This is a genomic window from Actinoplanes sp. NPDC051475, from assembly GCF_040689425.1.
Taxonomy (GTDB): Bacteria; Actinomycetota; Actinomycetes; order Mycobacteriales; family Micromonosporaceae; genus Actinoplanes.
The window spans coordinates 46255-61271 of record NZ_JBFAZZ010000016.1; the positions used below are offsets into that span (position 1 = coordinate 46255).

Annotated in this window: 13 protein-coding genes; 5 read left to right on the forward strand and 8 right to left on the reverse strand. The window is 72.6% G+C overall.

Features of this window, described 5'->3' with window-relative positions; genetic code table 11:
• The first annotated feature begins 13 nt into the window (after positions 1-13).
• Positions 14-1036 carry a UDP-glucose--hexose-1-phosphate uridylyltransferase gene (locus AB0368_RS29125; protein ID WP_366157189.1) on the forward strand — a complete coding sequence of 341 codons (1023 nt, stop codon included), beginning with the start codon at positions 14-16 and terminating at the stop codon, positions 1034-1036.
• Positions 1037-1046: 10 nt separating this feature from the next.
• On the forward strand, positions 1047-1223 hold the full coding sequence (locus AB0368_RS29130; protein WP_366157190.1) for a hypothetical protein: 177 nt from the start codon (positions 1047-1049) through the stop codon (positions 1221-1223).
• A gap of 87 nt (positions 1224-1310) precedes the next feature.
• Here AB0368_RS29130 and map read toward each other — a convergent pair whose 3' ends face one another.
• The gene (map, locus tag AB0368_RS29135; protein WP_366157191.1) at positions 1311-2090 is read right to left on the reverse strand and encodes a type I methionyl aminopeptidase; all 780 of its coding nucleotides are present in this window, start codon (positions 2088-2090) and stop codon (positions 1311-1313) included.
• A 76-nt stretch (positions 2091-2166) separates the two neighbouring features.
• Here map and AB0368_RS29140 point away from each other — a divergent pair, with 76 nt between their 5' ends.
• Entirely contained in the window at positions 2167-2433 is a 267-nt protein-coding gene (locus tag AB0368_RS29140; protein ID WP_366157192.1) for a helix-turn-helix transcriptional regulator, read from the forward strand.
• Positions 2434-2519: 86 nt separating this feature from the next.
• Positions 2520-3122 (forward strand): HD domain-containing protein, encoded by a 603-nt coding sequence (locus AB0368_RS29145; protein WP_366157193.1) that lies wholly within the window; start codon positions 2520-2522, stop codon positions 3120-3122.
• A 248-nt stretch (positions 3123-3370) separates the two neighbouring features.
• Here the strand turns inward: AB0368_RS29145 and AB0368_RS29150 are convergent, their stop codons facing one another.
• From AB0368_RS29150 to AB0368_RS29175, 6 genes are all read right to left on the reverse strand, one after another.
• Positions 3371-4705 carry a M1 family metallopeptidase gene (locus tag AB0368_RS29150; RefSeq protein WP_366157194.1) on the reverse strand — a complete coding sequence of 445 codons (1335 nt, stop codon included), beginning with the start codon at positions 4703-4705 and terminating at the stop codon, positions 3371-3373.
• Positions 4706-4712: 7 nt separating this feature from the next.
• Complete coding sequence (locus tag AB0368_RS29155; protein ID WP_366157195.1) at positions 4713-8621, reverse strand: Pls/PosA family non-ribosomal peptide synthetase; 3909 nt, start codon at positions 8619-8621, stop codon at positions 4713-4715.
• A gap of 204 nt (positions 8622-8825) precedes the next feature.
• Complete coding sequence (locus tag AB0368_RS29160) at positions 8826-9710, reverse strand: ROK family protein (RefSeq protein ID WP_366157196.1); 885 nt, start codon at positions 9708-9710, stop codon at positions 8826-8828.
• On the reverse strand, positions 9707-10888 hold the full coding sequence (locus tag AB0368_RS29165; RefSeq protein ID WP_366157197.1) for a sugar ABC transporter permease: 1182 nt from the start codon (positions 10886-10888) through the stop codon (positions 9707-9709). Before AB0368_RS29165 ends, AB0368_RS29160 begins: the two co-directional genes overlap by 4 nt.
• Positions 10885-11619, reverse strand: a complete 735-nt coding sequence (locus AB0368_RS29170) for an ATP-binding cassette domain-containing protein (RefSeq protein ID WP_366157198.1) — start codon at positions 11617-11619, stop codon at positions 10885-10887. Before AB0368_RS29170 ends, AB0368_RS29165 begins: the two co-directional genes overlap by 4 nt.
• The gene (locus tag AB0368_RS29175) at positions 11619-12698 is read right to left on the reverse strand and encodes a sugar ABC transporter substrate-binding protein (protein WP_366157199.1); all 1080 of its coding nucleotides are present in this window, start codon (positions 12696-12698) and stop codon (positions 11619-11621) included. Before AB0368_RS29175 ends, AB0368_RS29170 begins: the two co-directional genes overlap by 1 nt.
• 117 nt (positions 12699-12815) lie before the next feature.
• On the opposite strand from AB0368_RS29175, the gene AB0368_RS29180 reads away from it, so the two are divergent.
• Positions 12816-14024 (forward strand): ROK family transcriptional regulator, encoded by a 1209-nt coding sequence (locus AB0368_RS29180; RefSeq protein ID WP_366157200.1) that lies wholly within the window; start codon positions 12816-12818, stop codon positions 14022-14024.
• On the opposite strand, the gene AB0368_RS29185 is transcribed toward AB0368_RS29180, so the two are convergent.
• Positions 14021-14995, reverse strand: coding sequence for a chitinase (locus tag AB0368_RS29185; RefSeq protein WP_366157201.1), 975 nt, complete (start codon positions 14993-14995; stop codon positions 14021-14023). The two genes, AB0368_RS29180 and AB0368_RS29185, sit on opposite strands and share 4 nt — an antisense overlap.
• Positions 14996-15017 lie beyond the last annotated feature (22 nt).

Below are 15017 nucleotides of genomic sequence, written 5' to 3' on the forward strand. Positions count from 1 at the left end.
CTGGGGGTCATCGATGGGCATGCCGCTGTCCGGCACTCCGCACCGCCGCCTGAACCGGCTCACCGGCGAGTACGTGCTGGTGTCACCGCACCGCACGGCACGCCCATGGCAGGGGCAGGTGGAGGATCCGGTGCCGGACAGCCGGCCCGCGTACGACCCCGACTGCTACCTCTGCCCGGGCAACACGCGGGCCGGCGGAGTCCGTACGGCCCGGTACACGTCGACCTACGTCTTCGACAACGACTTCGCGGCGCTGCTGCCGGACACCGAGCCGGTGGCACCGGTGTCCGGCGGCCTGCTGGTGGCCGAGGCCGAACGTGGCATCTGCCGGGTCCTCTGCTTCTCCCCCCGCCACGACCTCACCCTCGGCGGGATGCAGCGGAAGGAGATCCGGCAGGTCGTCGACGCCTGGACGGAGCAGTACACGGAACTGGGGGCGATCCCGTGGGTCGCCCACGTGCTGATCTTCGAGAACCGCGGGGCGATGATGGGCGCCAGCAATCCGCACCCGCACGGCCAGATCTGGGCCGAGGAACGGCTGCCCAACGAGGCCGTGAAGGAATCGGCTCAGCAGCACGCGTACGACGGCTGCCTGCTCTGCGACTACCTGGCGGCGGAACTGGCCGACGGTGAGCGCCTCGTGGCGATGAACGACGAGTTCGTGGCGCTGGTGCCCTTCTGGGCGGTGTGGCCGTTCGAGACGCTCGTCCTGCCGCGTACGCACACCGGGTCCCTGCCCGGCCTCACCGAACCCGGCTGCGACGGGCTGGCCGACATCCTGCGCAGGCTCACCCGCCGCTACGACCGGTTGTTCGGCGTCACCTTCCCGTACTCGATGGGGCTGCACCAGGCGCCGACCGACGGCGCCGAACATCCGGGCTGGCACCTGCACGGCCACTTCTACCCGCCGCTGCTGCGCTCGGCGACCATCCGCAAGTTCATGGTCGGCTACGAGCTGCTCGCCGGGCCCCAGCGGGACATCACGCCCGAGCGGGCGGCCGCTCAGTTGCGCGAGTCGTCCGAGGACGACCCGTGAAGGGTTCACCATGACTTCGACCACCCCCCAGGAGGGTACGGCCGCAGCACCGCTGCACTGGCATGCCGACGGGGTGAGCCTGGTGCTCGACGGCGCCGGCCCGCTCCTGCCCCGGGTACTGCACTGGGGCGCCGAGCTCCGCGACTGCTCCGACGCGGAACTCGCCGCGCCGACGGCGTGGAGCTGAGCGGCCGGACGCTCGCGGTCGCCGGCGTGCAGGCACCGGTGCTCTTCCCCGAGCGCCTCGTCCTCGTCCAGGCCCGGCGGCTCTGACTCAGGCGGCCGAAGCGGGGCGACGGGTCAGGACCTCGGGGCCGGATGCCGTGATGGCGACCGTGTGTTCGGAGTGGGCGGTACGGGAGCCGTCGGCGGAGCGGATCGTCCAGCCGTCGGCGTCGTACGCGATCTTGTCGGTGGAGCGGCAGAACCAGGGCTCGATGGCGATGGTGAGGCCGGGGTCGAGGGCGATGCCGCGGCGGGCGCGGCCGCTGTTGGCGACGTGCGGGGCCTCGTGCATGGTGCGGCCGATGCCGTGGCCGCCGAACTCGGCGTTGACGCCGTACCCGTAGGAGCGGGCGACCTCGCCGATCGCGGCCGAGATGTCGCCGAGGTGGCCGCCGGGCCGGGCGGCGGCGATGCCGGCTTCCAGGGCGACCTCGGTGGCCTCGATCAGCTTCAGGTCGGCCGGATCGGGGGTGCCGACGACGACGGAGAGCGCGGAGTCGGCGGCCCAGCCGTCGATGGCGGCCGCCATGTCGATGCTGAGCAGGTCACCGTCGCGCAGGACGTAGTCGTGGGGCAGGCCGTGCAGTACGGCGTCGTTGACCGACAGGCACAGCACGTTGCGGAAGGGGCCGCGGCCGAACGACGGGGCGTAGTCCCAGTAGCAGGATTCGGCGCCGCGTTCCTTGATCCGACGGCGGGCTTGGTGTTCGAGGTCCATCAGGTTGACGCCGACCGCGGCGGCACCGCCCAGCTCGGCGAGCAGCTCGCCGACGAACCGGCCGGTCACCGCCATCCGGGCGATCTCCTCGGCGGACTTGAGCTCGATCACGACAGCCTCCCTCTCCGGATGCGGTATTTTTATACCACCCCCGCCGCGGGCCGGTCCGGAGGGATATTCTGCGGGCATGGTTCGCCAACCGCTCACCGCCGAACAGATCGCCGCGGGCCATCGCCTCGGAGCCGCCCTCCGTGCCGCGCGAGCCGGCCGCAGTCTCGTCGAGGTGGCCCTGGCAGCCGGCATCTCCCCCGAGACGCTGCGCAAGATCGAGGCGGGCCGCCTGCCCGCGCCGGCGTTCGGCACCGTGGTCTGCCTCAGCCGGGCCCTCGGCGTTCCGCTCGGCGACCTGGCCGACGCCTGGCTGGCCGACACGCCCGTCCGCCAGGCGTCCTAGCGACCCGAGCGGGCCCGCGGCCCAGAAGCCACAAGCGTTACATTCCGTTCACCTGCGCACCGTCATGGCGTCGATACGGTGAGGATATGACAACCGTCGATTCGTCGACCGGCCTCGTGCACGACGCCCACGATCTCGCCGAGATTCTGCTCTCCGAGCTACCGCAGCGGTGGCACCACTCGGCCGGGGTGGCTCGGCGCGCGGAACGGCTGGCCGGCACGGTTTCCCCGGGCGATGCCGGCCTGCTGGTCGCCGCGGCGTGGTTGCACGACATCGGCTACTCGACGGTGGTGCGGACGTCCGGATTCCACCCGCTCGACGGCGCCCGGTACCTGACGGCGCATGGATGGCCGGTGCGGCTTGCCGGCCTCGTGGCCCATCACTCCGAGGCGCTCGCCGTCGCCCGGGTCCGCGGCCTCGAGCATGAAATGGCCGCCTTTGCTCGCGAGCGGTCAGCCGTGGCGGACGCCCTGGCCTACGCCGATCAGACGGTCGGGCCGAGCGGGCGCAGGATGAGCATCGAGCAGCGGCTCACCGACATGCTGCGCCGGCACGGGCCGGACTCCCCCAACGCCACGGCACATCCCCGGCGGGCACCGCAGCTGCGCGGCTCCGCGGACCGTGTCGAGCAGCGTCTCCTCGCCGTCCGGCGGGCGACGGCCGCCGGGCACGGTTCGGCCGGCGGCTGAGCGGCCCCCTGTTCATACTTCTGCGGCCTGGAGCTGCAGCAAGCGGCGGCCACGCGCGTCATAAACCGAACAGTCACGTCATGTTCACCCCCTAGCCTTTTCCTGTCCGCACCCGACGGAAGGAGAGCGCCGTGGCGAAGAAGTCGAAGAAGGACAAGAAGAAGAGCAAGAACAAGAAGAAGTGAATCGGTACGGCGTGCCGGGGCGCGGCCGGCACGCCACCCGGCCGCCGGGATCGGTGTCCGGCGCTAGCGAGGCAGCGGGGGCAGCGCCGCGCTGTCGAGCCACGCGGCGAAAAGGCCGTCCAGCGGTTCCCGGGCGAAGCGCTGGGCGTGTTTCCGGAAGTCGCCGGTCGTCACGGTGGCGTACTGGTGGTCGGCCACCCAGGCCCGCAGCAGTGCGAAGAACGACTCGTCGCCGACCTTCTTCCGCAGGGCGTGCACCGTGAGCGCGCCACGCTTGTAGACCAGCGGGTCGAACATCCGGTCGACGCCGGGGTCGGCGACGATGACGTCGCTCGGGCGGGCGGCGATGCGGGCGTACCACTGGGCCGCGAGTGCGTCGGTGGGCAGGTCGCCGCAGACGCCGGACCACAACCATTCGGCGTACGTGGCGAAGCCCTCGTTGAGCCAGATGTGCCGCCAGTCGGCGACCGTGAGGCTGTTGCCGAACCACTGGTGAGCCAGTTCGTGCACGACGAGCCGCTCGTGGGTGCGCCGCCCGTCGACGTGGTTCCTTCCGAAGACGGCCATGCCCTGCGCCTCGATCGGGTCGTCGAGGACGTCGTCGGCGACCACCACCACGTACTCGTTGAACGGGTACGGGCCGAAGAGCCGCTGCAGCGCCTCCATGATCTCGCCGTGCCGGCCGAAGTCGTGGGCGAACCCGGCGCGCAGCGTGGGCGGGATCGCGGCGCGCTGCACGACTCCGCCCCTGGCGAGGTCGATCAGCTCGTAGCGCCCGATCTGCACGCTCATCAAATACGGGGCGGTGGGTTCGCGTCGTTCGTACACCCAGGTGGTGCGGCCCGCGCCGCGCCGGCGGGCGACGGGGTCGCCGGTCACCAGGACCGTGTACGGGGAGGCGGTCGTGAGCGCCACCCGGAAGGTGGCCTTGGCGCCGGGCTGGTCGTCGCAGGGGAACCACGACGGTGCCCCGTTCGGCTGGCTGGCGACGAGCACGCCGTCGGTGAGCTCGTCCCAGCCGATGTCGCCCCACCGGCCGGAGATGGGCACGGGGTTGCCCGCGTACCGGATGTCCACCCGGAACGTGTCACCGGTGCCGATCGGGCGCTCGGGCTTGACGTGCACCTTGTCGGGCCGGTGGGCGTGCCTCGCCGGGCGGCCGTCCACCCGTACGTCCTGGATGCGGAACCGGCCCAGGTCGAGGGTGAGCCGCGACAGCGGCTGGGTGGCCACGGCGGTAACGGTCGCCCGGCCGGCGAGGCGGTTGGGGCCGACCCGGTAGTCGAGGTCGAGGTCGTAGTGCAGCACCCGGTAGCCGCCGTTGCCGTGCTCGGGAAGGTACGAGTCGGTCGAACGGTCGGCGCCGGGCAGGGCACCACGCGCCCCCGTCGGGGTCATGCGGTGCCTACCTCGCCGGCCAGGTCGCGATCGGGTTGCCGAGCCACCGGCTGCCGGCGGGTACGGCATCGCCGCGGGTCACCAGCGAGCCGGGCCCGACGGTGGTCCGTGCGCCGATGCTCGCGCCGGGCAGAACGATGCCGTGCGGGCCCAGTGCGGCTCCCGCGTCGAGGGTCACCTGATCCATGCTCATCACCCGATCATGGAACAGGTGGGTCTGCACGACACAACCGCGATTCACCGTGGCGCCGTCGCCGAGCCGCACCAGGTCGTACTCGGGCAGCCAGTAGGTCTCCAGCCACACGCCGCGGCCGATCTTCGCACCCAGCGTCCGCAGCCACGCCGTGAGCAGCGGCGTGCCGGTCGCGAAGCGGACCAGCGACGGCGCGGCGAGGACCTCGACGAACGTGTCGGCGAGCTCGTTGCGCCACACGAAGGACGTCCACAGCGCGCGGTCCGCGACCCGGAACCGGCCGACGAGCAGCCACTTCGCGGCTGTCGCGAGAGTGGCGGCGGCGATCGCCGCGACGAGCATCACCGGCCCGGCGGCCAGCGCGGCCGCCCACCACCCGGCCGTCTGCCAGACGACCGCGAGCGCGGCGAGGACACCGGCCGCGAGGGTCGCGGCGCACATCACCGGGACGATCCGGCACAGCTCGATCGCGGCCCGGGCCAGCTTCAGCCGCAGCGGCGGGTCGAAGGTGCGGCTGGTGTCGGCCGACTCGACGGTGCGGCGCAGGGGCATCGGCGGGGCGCCGAGCCACGACGAGCCCTTCTTCGCCTTGCGCGGCGCCGACGACAGGACGCCGACCAGGCCGCGCTTGGGCACCGAACGGCCGGGCGCCGCCATCCCGGAGTTGCCGAGGAACGCCTGCTTGCCGATGCGGGCGGGGGCGACGCGCAGCCACCCGTGGCTCAGCTCGTACGTGGCGACCATGGTGTCGTCGGCCAGGAACGCCCCGTCGGCGACCGTGGTCATCGCCGGGAGCGCGAGCACCGTGGACGCCTCCACGCCGCGGCCCACCTTCGCGCCCAGCAGCCGCAGCCACACCGGCGTGAAGAGGCTCGCGTACAGCGGGAAGAGGCCGACCCGGGCCATGCCCATCAGCCGCTCGGTCGCCCACACCTGCCACGCCACCCGCCCCTGCACGGGGTGGTAGCCGGCGCGCAGACCGATGCTCAGCGCCCGGACGGCGACGAGGATCAGGAGCGCGTACCCGACGACGTAGGCGATGGTCCCGACCGCGACGGCGGCGAGCACGGGGCCGGCCGCCGGCCGGACGGCGAGAGTCCAGCCGACGAGGGCTGTCGCGGGCAGGGCGGCCGCGACCGGCACGAGCCCCACCAGCTGCGCGGTCAACCCGTACGCGGCCGCCCAGAAGCGGGACCGCATCCTCGACCGCGGGGGACGCTGCGCGGGCCAGGGGGCCGGGTCCTTGGCGGCGGGTGCCGCCGGCGAGCCGGCCCAGCGCTGGTTCGCGGGTACGGCGCCGGCCACGGTCGAGCCCGCGGCGATCCGCGTGCCCTTGCCGATCCGGGCGCCGGGCATCAGGGTGCTGCGGGACCCGACCCGGGCGCCCGCGCCGACCCGCACCTTGCCGATGCGCACGACGTCACCGTCGACCCAGTGGCCGGACAGGTCCACCTCCGGCTCGATCGCTGCGCCGCGGCCGAGCTTGAGCAGGCCCGTGACCGGCGGCGCGGAGTGCAGGTCGACGTCCGGGCCGATCTGGGCACCGAGGGCCCGGGCGTACGTGATCATCCACGACGCCCCGGCGACGCTGGTCGCGCCGGTCAGCTCGGCGAGCCGTTCGGCGGCCCACAGCCGCAGGTGCACGCTGCCACCGCGGGGGTAACTGCCCGGGCGTACGCCGCGCAGCAGCAGCCGCGCCCCGCCGGCGGCCAGGCCGATCCGGCCGAGCGGGCTGAACAGCAGCGCCCAGCCCAGCGCCACCCACCACCAGGACACGGCCGGGGCCCATGCCACCGCAGCGACCAGGCCGAGGACGTTGCCGATCGCGGCCAGCACGGTCAGCCACCGGAGTCCGACCAGCGCGAGCATCGGCAGCATCAAAAGCGCCTGGACCAGCCCGGCCCGCCGTGGCGTCGGCCGGACTTTACGACGGGTCACCGCCGCGGCGCCGAGCCCGTCGAGCATCACCGCCAGCTGTGACAGCCGCGGGTGCAGATAGATGTCGGCCACCGAGACCTGCGGATGCCGGCGCCGGATCCACGCCACCAGCTGCGCCGCGGTCAGGCTGCCGCCGCCGTGGTGGAAGAAGTCGGCGTCCGCCGCGGTGGGGCGCACGCCGAGAATCTCCTCCCAACCGCCGGCCAGCCAGGCCTCGGTCGGGCTCAGCTCGCCCGCCGCGGCCGACGTGTCCACCGCGGAGGGCAACGGCCAGGGCAGCGCGGCCCGGTCCACCTTGCCGGACATCCGCGTCGGCAGGGCGTCCACCGTGGCCAGCAACGGAACGAGCGCGGCCGGCAGCTGCTCACGGATCCGCAGCGCCGCCGCCTCGGCATCGAAGTCGGCACCGTCGCGCGGCACCACGTATCCCACCAGCAGCTGGTTGCCCGCGGCGGTCCGCTGCACCGCGGCGGCCGCACCCGCGACCCCGGGCAACGCCTGCAGCGCGGCGTCGATCTCGCCCAGCTCGATCCGGCGCCCGCCGAGCTTGACCTGCTCGTCGCCGCGGCCGACGAAGATCAGCCCCTCGGGTTCGGCCCGGACGATGTCCCCGCTGCGGTAGGCCCGTCGCCAGCCGAGTTCCGGCAGCGGCGCGAACTTCTCGGCGTCCTTCTGCGGGTCCAGGTAGCGCGCGAGGCCCACCCCGCCGATGACCAGCTCGCCGGTCTCCCCCATCGCGACCGGCTCGCCCGACGGGCCGACGACCGCGAGCTCCCAGCCGGCGAGCGGCAGCCCGATGCGGACCGGGCCGTCGCCGGTCATCCGGGCGGCGCAGGCGACCACGGTCGCCTCGGTCGGCCCGTACGTGTTCCAGACCTCGCGCCCCTCGACGGCCAGCCGCTCCGCGAGCTCCGGCGGGCAGGCCTCACCGCCGAAGATCAGCAGCCGGACCTCGTCCAGCGCCTCGACCGGCCAGAGCGCGGCCAGCGTCGGCACAGTGGACACCACCGAGATGCGCTGCTCGACGAGCCACGGACCCAGGTCGACGCCGCTACGGACGAGGGATCGCTGCGCCGGGACCAGGCACGCGCCGTGCCGCCACGCGAGCCACATCTCCTCGCACGACGCGTCGAACGCCACCGACAGCCCGGCCAGCACGCGGTCGTGCGGACCGATCGCCTCGCCGGTCTCGCCGGCGAGGAACAGCCGCGCCTCGGCGTCCACAAAGGCCGCCGCCGCGCCGTGGCTGACGGCGACGCCCTTCGGCGTGCCCGTCGATCCGGAGGTGAAGATGATCCAGGCGTCGTCCGCCGGGCCGGGCCGGCCGCTTCCGCCCTCAGGGGTACGGCGGAGCGACACCTCGAGCCCGTCACCGAGCACCGCGCACACGTCCGCCTCGGCGAAGACGAGCTCGGCACGTTCCTCGGGATCGTCGGCGTCGACGGGTACGTACGCCGCGCCCGCCGCGAGCACGCCGAGGATCGCGAGGTACAGCTCGGCCGTACCGGAGGAGATCCGGATGCCCACCCGGTCGCCGACGCCGATCCCGTGCCCGGTGAGCGTCAGCCGCACCGCGTCGACCCGATCGGCCAGCTCCCGGTACGACAGGACGGCCGCACCGTCGTCGAGGGCGGGGGCGCCGGACTGCTCGCGTACGGTCTCGTCGAGAATGTCGACGAGCGTGCGGCGCACCGGGGCCGAGGAGGACGGGAACACCGCCGGGGTCACCGGCGCGGTGGCGATCGGGGGAAGGTCTACCAGTCGCAGCGCGGTCGTCACGGTCAACGGGCGTGCACCATCTTCACCTCGCGGGTCGGCGTCAACCAGGCGTGCGGAGTCCGAACCCGCCCTGGGCAGCCTTCCACGCTACGCCGGGAAAACGTGAAACAAGGGGCACCGCGGTGGATTCGTGCCGGACGACACAGCGGCATCGCCCGGAAGAGGATGAACGGACGAGCGGCCGATCGACCAACCGGCCGACCGGCCTCCTCAGCGGGCGGCTTCCAGGGCGAGGGCGACGGCGCCGACGAGCGGTGCGTCGTCGACGAACCGGGCGGCGGACAGGCCCGGGGGGAACGGCACGGCACGGCGCAAGGCGCTCGCCACCCGGGGCATGATGTGGCCGGCCGCGCCCATCATGCCGCCACCGATGACGACCCGTTCGGGATCCAGGGTGACGCACAGGTTGGCGATCGTCCGCGACAGCGTGTCCACGACCTCGTCCAGCAGGTCGGTGACCCCCGGTTCGGCGCCCAGCTCGAACAGCTCGGCGGCGGTCACCGGCCGCCCGAGCAGCTCGGAGCCACGCCGGGCCAGCGCGCTGCCGGACACCGCCTCCTCCAGCGGCGCATGACCGTCGGCAAAGGACGGATCGGTGTCGCTGTCGCGCAGGTAGCCGATCTCCCCCGCCGCACCGTGCGCACCCGTCAGCACCCGTCCGCCGGCCACCAGCGCGGCCGCCAGGCCGGTTCCCAGGTTGACGTAGAGCCCGACGTCGATCCCCCGCAGCGCGCCCCACCGCAACTCGGCGGCGGCGCCCGCATTGACGTCGTTGTCGATGGCGACCGGCGCATCGCCGAACTCCGCGTGCAGCAGCTCCGGCAGGGCCATGCCGTCCCACCCCGGCACGTTGGGCGCCAGCCGGACCCGGCCGCCGCGCAGCACACCGAAGGTGGAGACACCGACCGCCGCCGGGGTGGCCAGCAGGTCCCGGGCCGCGTCGAAGGTCCGATGGACGGCCTGCAGCGCGCCCGCGCCGCCGAGGGTCCGCAGCCGCACGGTGGTGTCGGGGCGGCCGTCGGGCGAGCCGACGGCCGCCGTGGCGAGCGCGATCTTGGTACCGCCGAAGTCGATCGCCAGCACGTGCCTCGTCATCGGGGCCGGCCCCGGCGAGCCAGCGAGTCGAGGGCGACGGCCACCGCCAGGACCGCGGCGGTCACCATGTACCGCACCGAGGAGTCCACATTGAGCAGCAGCATCCCGTTGGTGATCGACTGGATGACCAGGATGCCGAGCAGCGCGGCGTAGGGGCGCCCGCGGCCGCCGAACAGCGACGTGCCGCCGATCACCGCCGCGGCGATGGCCATGAGCAGGGTGTCGCTGCTGCCGGAACTCTGGTTGACGGCGGCGAGCCGGCTCGCGGCCAGGATGCCGCCGCACGCCGCGAGTGTGGACGCTGAGGCGAAGGCGATCAGCCGGATCCGGCTCACGTTGATGCCCGCCCGCCGGGCCGCCTCCGCGTTGCCGCCCACCGCGTACATGTGCCGGCCGAACACGGTGTGCTGCAGGACCAGGTCGAGGACCACCACCAGGGCGGCGAAGATGATCAGGAGCAGCGGGACCCCGCGGTCGGCCGAGAGCACGGACACGACGGCGGCCAGGGCCACGGCCAGCCCGCCGGCGCGCAGGGCCACGCCGAGACCTGAGGTCACCGGCAGCTCGGCGGCGCGTCGGAGCCGGCGGGTGAGCACCGCGCCCGCCGCCCAGACCGCGACGATGAGCACCGCGATCAGCCAGGCTGCCCACGCCGGCAGCCAGGTGTCGCTCAACTTCGCCAGGAACCCGTCGAACGGCAGGTTGATCGTCCCGCCGCTGCCCAGCAGGTAGAGCATGAGGCCCTGCCAGCCGATCAACCCGGCCAGGGTGACGACGAACGACGGCATGCCCAGCCGGGTGAACATCCACCCGTGCAGCAGCCCGATCAGTGCCGCCCCGGCGAGCGCCGCGCCGATCGCCACGGCCGGATTCCAGCCGTGGTGGACGTACAGGATGGTCATGATGACCGCGCACAGGCCGCTCACCGAGCCGGCCGACAGGTCGATCTCCCCCAGCAGGACCACCATGATGATGCCGAGCGAGATGGTGCCGGTCGCGGCCATTTGCAGGGCCAGGTTGGTGAGGTTCTCGGCGGACAGGAAGCGGTCGTTCAGCGAGCCGAACACGATCGCGATAAGGACCAGCCCGGCGACGACGGGCCAGGCACCGAGATCGGTACGCCCGGAGCCCCGCAGCGGCCGCAGCGGCTTGCGCAGCAGCACTGCCAACGTGGTCACAGGATTCCCTCCGTGGTGACGCCGCCGGTGATGGCGGCCACGACGGCCTCCGGGGTCGACTCCGCCGTACGGAACTCGCCGGCATTGCGGCCGAGCCGGAGCACGACGATCCGATCGCTGACCGCGCGCACGTCGGCGAGGTTGTGGGAGATGACGAGCACGGCGAGTCCGCGGTCCCGCAGGCGCCGGATCAGGTCCAGCACCTGGGCGGTCTGCTCGACGCCGAGCGCGGCCGTCGGCTCGTCGAGGATCACGACCCGGGGCTCGCCGACGAGCGCGCGGGCGATGGCGACCGACTGGCGCTGACCGCCGGAGAGCATGGCCACCGGCACCCGGATGTCGCGGATCCGCACGTCGAGCGAGCCGAGCAGGTCGCGCGCCGTCCGTTCCATCCGGATGGGACGCAGGACGGACCAGCGCCGCCGCTCGCCGCCCAGGAACAGGTTGGCGACGACGTCGAGGTTCTCGCAGAGGGCGAGATCCTGGTGGACGGTCGAGACGCCCAGCAGTTGCGCCTCGTGCGGCGTGGTGATGCGGACCGGCTGCCCGTCCTGCTCGATCCCGCCGTCGTCCGGCGTGACGACCCCGGAGAGCACCTTGACCAGGGTCGACTTGCCCGCGCCGTTGTCGCCGACGAGGGCCACGACCTCGCCGGCCGGGAGGTCCAGGCTCACCCCGTCGAGAGCCTGGACCGCGCCGTACCGCTTGGAGATGGAGTGTGCGGAGAGCACTACTGGATCCCCGCCTTGGCGCACGCCGCGGCGACCGGCGCCGTACAGATGTCGGCGGCCTTGTAGAAACCGTCCTTGACGATCGTGTCCTTGACCTTGTCGGCGGTCACCGGGATGGGGTCCAGCAGGTACGCGGGGATCTGCGCCGTACCGTTGTCGGCCGTGGCCGGTGCGGCCGGCTTCTCGCCGCGGGCCAGCGCCACCGCCAGCTCCCCGGCCTGTTCCGCCTCATGCCGGATGTCCAGGTAGATCGTCATGTACTGCTCGCCGGTCAGGATCCGTTGCACCGCCGCGAGTTCGGCGTCCTGGCCGGTGATCGGCGGGAGGGTCTGGTAGCCGGCCCGCTTCATCGCCGCGATCGCCCCGCCGGCCATGCCGTCGTTGGCGGAGAGCACCCCGACGACGGAGTCGCGTCCCAGCGCGGTGATCGACTGCTCCATCTCCTGCTGGGCCTTGTCGGGGCTCCAGTCCGGGGTGTCGAACTCCCGGCCGACCCGGACCTTGCCGTCGAGGACCTTGTGCGCGCCCTTCTTGTAGTCGGCCGAGCTGGGGTCGGTCGGCGAACCGTTGATCATCACGATCTGGCCCTTGGTGGCCGTGCCGGCGGCGGTCAGCGCGTCGAGCAGTGCCTGACCCTGCATCTCGCCCACGCGGACGTTGTTGAAGGAGACGTAGTATTCGTACGAGATGCTGGAGATCAGCCGGTCGTACGCGATGACCGGGACCTTCTTCTGCTTCGCCTGGTTGACCAGGGGTGCGACGGCGCCCGCGTCGACCGCGTCGAGCACGAGCACATCGGCGCCCTGGGTGAGGGCCGCCTCGACCTGCTGCTGCTGCTTGGCGGCGTCCTGGTCGGCGTTGGAGTAGAGCAGCTTGCACTCCGCACACAGGGCCTTCACCTTGGCCTCGAACAGCGGCCGGTCGAACGCCTCGTAGCGGGTGGTCTTGGACTCGGGGAGGAAGAGCGCGATCGTCGGCGCCTCTTTCCCGCTCGGCTTGTCATCGGCATCCGTGGTGCCGCATGCGCTCACCAGGACGGCGGCGGTGGCGGCGACTGCGACGAACCATCTGGCTCTCACGGCGCACCCTTTCCTCGGGGGTTTGCCATGCATCGTCGGGCACCGGGCCGCTCTTGGCAATGACCTTTACGAAATTGGTGAGTGACCTTTACGAAATGATGTGGCAGCCTGGTGGGCGTGCAGAGCAGTGCGACGGCCAGTACGACGAGCGTGCTCCGGGTCATGAACGAGCGCGCCGTGTTCGCAGAGGTCTTCCGGCTGGGCAAGGCCTCCCGCCCCGAGCTGGCCCGGGTGACCGGGCTGTCCAAGCCGACCGTCGCCCTGGCGCTGACCAACCTGGAGAGCGCCGGCCTGCTGCGCCAGGTCGGCCTGCGCGCCGGGCCGGCCGGCCGCTCCGCGCTGCTCTACGAGGTGCGCCCCGACGCCGGCCACGTGCTCGCGGTCGACATCGGGCGCGCGTACGTGCGGGTGGCCCTGGCCGACCTGGTCGGCGAGATCGTCGCCCGCAAGGACGAGCCCTCCCGCGGATCGGACACCGGCGACCTCGTCACCCAGCTCACCCGGCTCGCCGACGACGTCGCGGGCACGGCGGGCATCGCACGCGGCGACGTCACCCTGGCCGTCTTCGGCACACCCGGCATCCACGACAAGGGAACCGGTTCGCTGCATCTCGCGCCCAACCTGCCGGGCTGGGAGCAGCGCGACAGCGTCACGCGGCTGGCCGACGTCACGGGATCGGCGTACGTGGTCGAGAACGACGTCGACCTCGCGGCCGTCGGCGAGGCCACCTACGGGCTGGGCCGCGGGGTCCGGCACTTCGTCTACTTCTCGATCGGCACCGGCACCGGCATGGGCATCGTCATCGACGGACAGCTCTACCGGGGCTTCCGCGGCGCCGCCGGCGAGATCGGGTACCTGCCGATCGGCGACGGTGACCCGCTGCTGGAGCAGCCGGAGTCACGCCGGCGCGGCATGTTCGAATCGGTCGCCTCGGCGACCGGCGTGGTGGCGACGGCGCGGCGGTTCGGCATGACCGGCGCGGAGACGGCGAAGGACGTGCTCGACGCGGCCCGCGCCGGCGACCCCGCCGCCCGGCAGGCGGTGGACCGGCAGGTCGACCACCTGAGCCGGGCCCTCGCCGGGGTCGCGGCGGTGCTGGACCCGGAGCTCGTGGTGCTGGGCGGCGGCGTCGGCGGCCATGCCGGCGACCTGCTGACCCGGCCGGTCGTCGAACGGCTCCGGCACCTCGTCGCGCTGCACCCGCCGCGCATCGAGATCTCCACCCTGGACACCGACGCGGTGCTTCTCGGCGCCCTCGCCGTGGGCCTGACCGGTGCCCGGGACCTCGTGCTGGAACGCTCGGCGGCCCCGGGCAGAACGCGTTAGTACTGAGCGAACACCTTCGTGTACGCGTACGCGGATTGCGAGACGCCGCTGCACGAATCGGCGTCGCTGCCACTGCCGCAGGGTCGATCGCGGTTGATCGACCAGAAGGTCAGGCGGGCGATGTGGTGCTGCTGGGCGTACGCCAGAATCGTGCGGAAGTCGGCGAGCGTCACTGTCTCGTCGTCCTCGTCGGTCTTGCCGTTCATCGAAGAGATGCCGATCTTCGAGTACGCCACCGTGTCGCTGTAGCCGTATGCGTTCTTGACGGCCTTCTTCAGCCCGTCGGCGGCGCTGACCGAGGCGGCGCCCATCGTGCCGCTGTGGCCGCCGAAGTCGAACGGCATGATGGTCCAGCCGTCGTTGTCCAGGCCCGCCGCGGCGCCCTTCTTGATGAGGTCGACGCCGGTGGAGTCCGGGCCACCGGGCGTGGTGCCGAAGGTGATGAAGGTCTTGATGCCGGCGTTGCCGGTCTTGACGATCTTCAGCGCGTCGATGACCCGCTTGCGGACCGTGCCGTTGGAGAACTCGCTCGCCTCGATGTCGATGTCGATCGCTTTGAGGTGGTAGGCGTTGATGACCTTCTGATAAGCCCCGGCGAGCGCCGGCGCCGACGAGCACTTCTCCCCCAGCTTGTCGCCGCTCCAGCCGCCGAAGGAGACGATGACGTCGCCGCCGGCGTTGCGGATGGCGTTGATCTTCGCCTGGTCGTTGCCGCCGGTCAGCGGGCGGGAGCCGTCCCACCGCGGGTTGCATCCGCCGTCGGAGAGCATGAAGGCGAGGGTGAAGAACTTGATACCGGTCGCGGACATCACCGACGTCGGGCTCTGCGGGTTGCCCCAGCCGAAGTACTCGTACGGCGCGACCGCCATGCTCGGTGCGGCGACCGTGGCGACGCCGGTGGTCGTCGTCGCTCCAGCGGGCAGCGGGAGGGGCGCGAGCGCCACCACCACGCCTGCCACGAGCCCGGTCATGCCTAGTCGTCGTATGGGGTGT

Bases quoted from the DNA above. Each gene is read 5' to 3' on its own strand.
- AB0368_RS29125 (WP_366157189.1), top strand. From the start codon at position 14: ATGGGCATGCCGCTGTCCGGCACTCCGCACCGCCGCCTGAACCGGCTC.
- AB0368_RS29130 (WP_366157190.1), top strand. From the start codon at position 1,047: ATGACTTCGACCACCCCCCAGGAGGGTACGGCCGCAGCACCGCTGCAC.
- AB0368_RS29140 (WP_366157192.1), top strand. From the start codon at position 2,167: ATGGTTCGCCAACCGCTCACCGCCGAACAGATCGCCGCGGGCCATCGC.
- AB0368_RS29145 (WP_366157193.1), top strand. From the start codon at position 2,520: ATGACAACCGTCGATTCGTCGACCGGCCTCGTGCACGACGCCCACGAT.
- AB0368_RS29150 (WP_366157194.1), bottom strand. From the start codon at position 4,705: ATGACCCCGACGGGGGCGCGTGGTGCCCTGCCCGGCGCCGACCGTTCG.
- AB0368_RS29160 (WP_366157196.1), bottom strand. From the start codon at position 9,710: ATGACGAGGCACGTGCTGGCGATCGACTTCGGCGGTACCAAGATCGCG.
- AB0368_RS29185 (WP_366157201.1), bottom strand. From the start codon at position 14,995: ATGACCGGGCTCGTGGCAGGCGTGGTGGTGGCGCTCGCGCCCCTCCCG.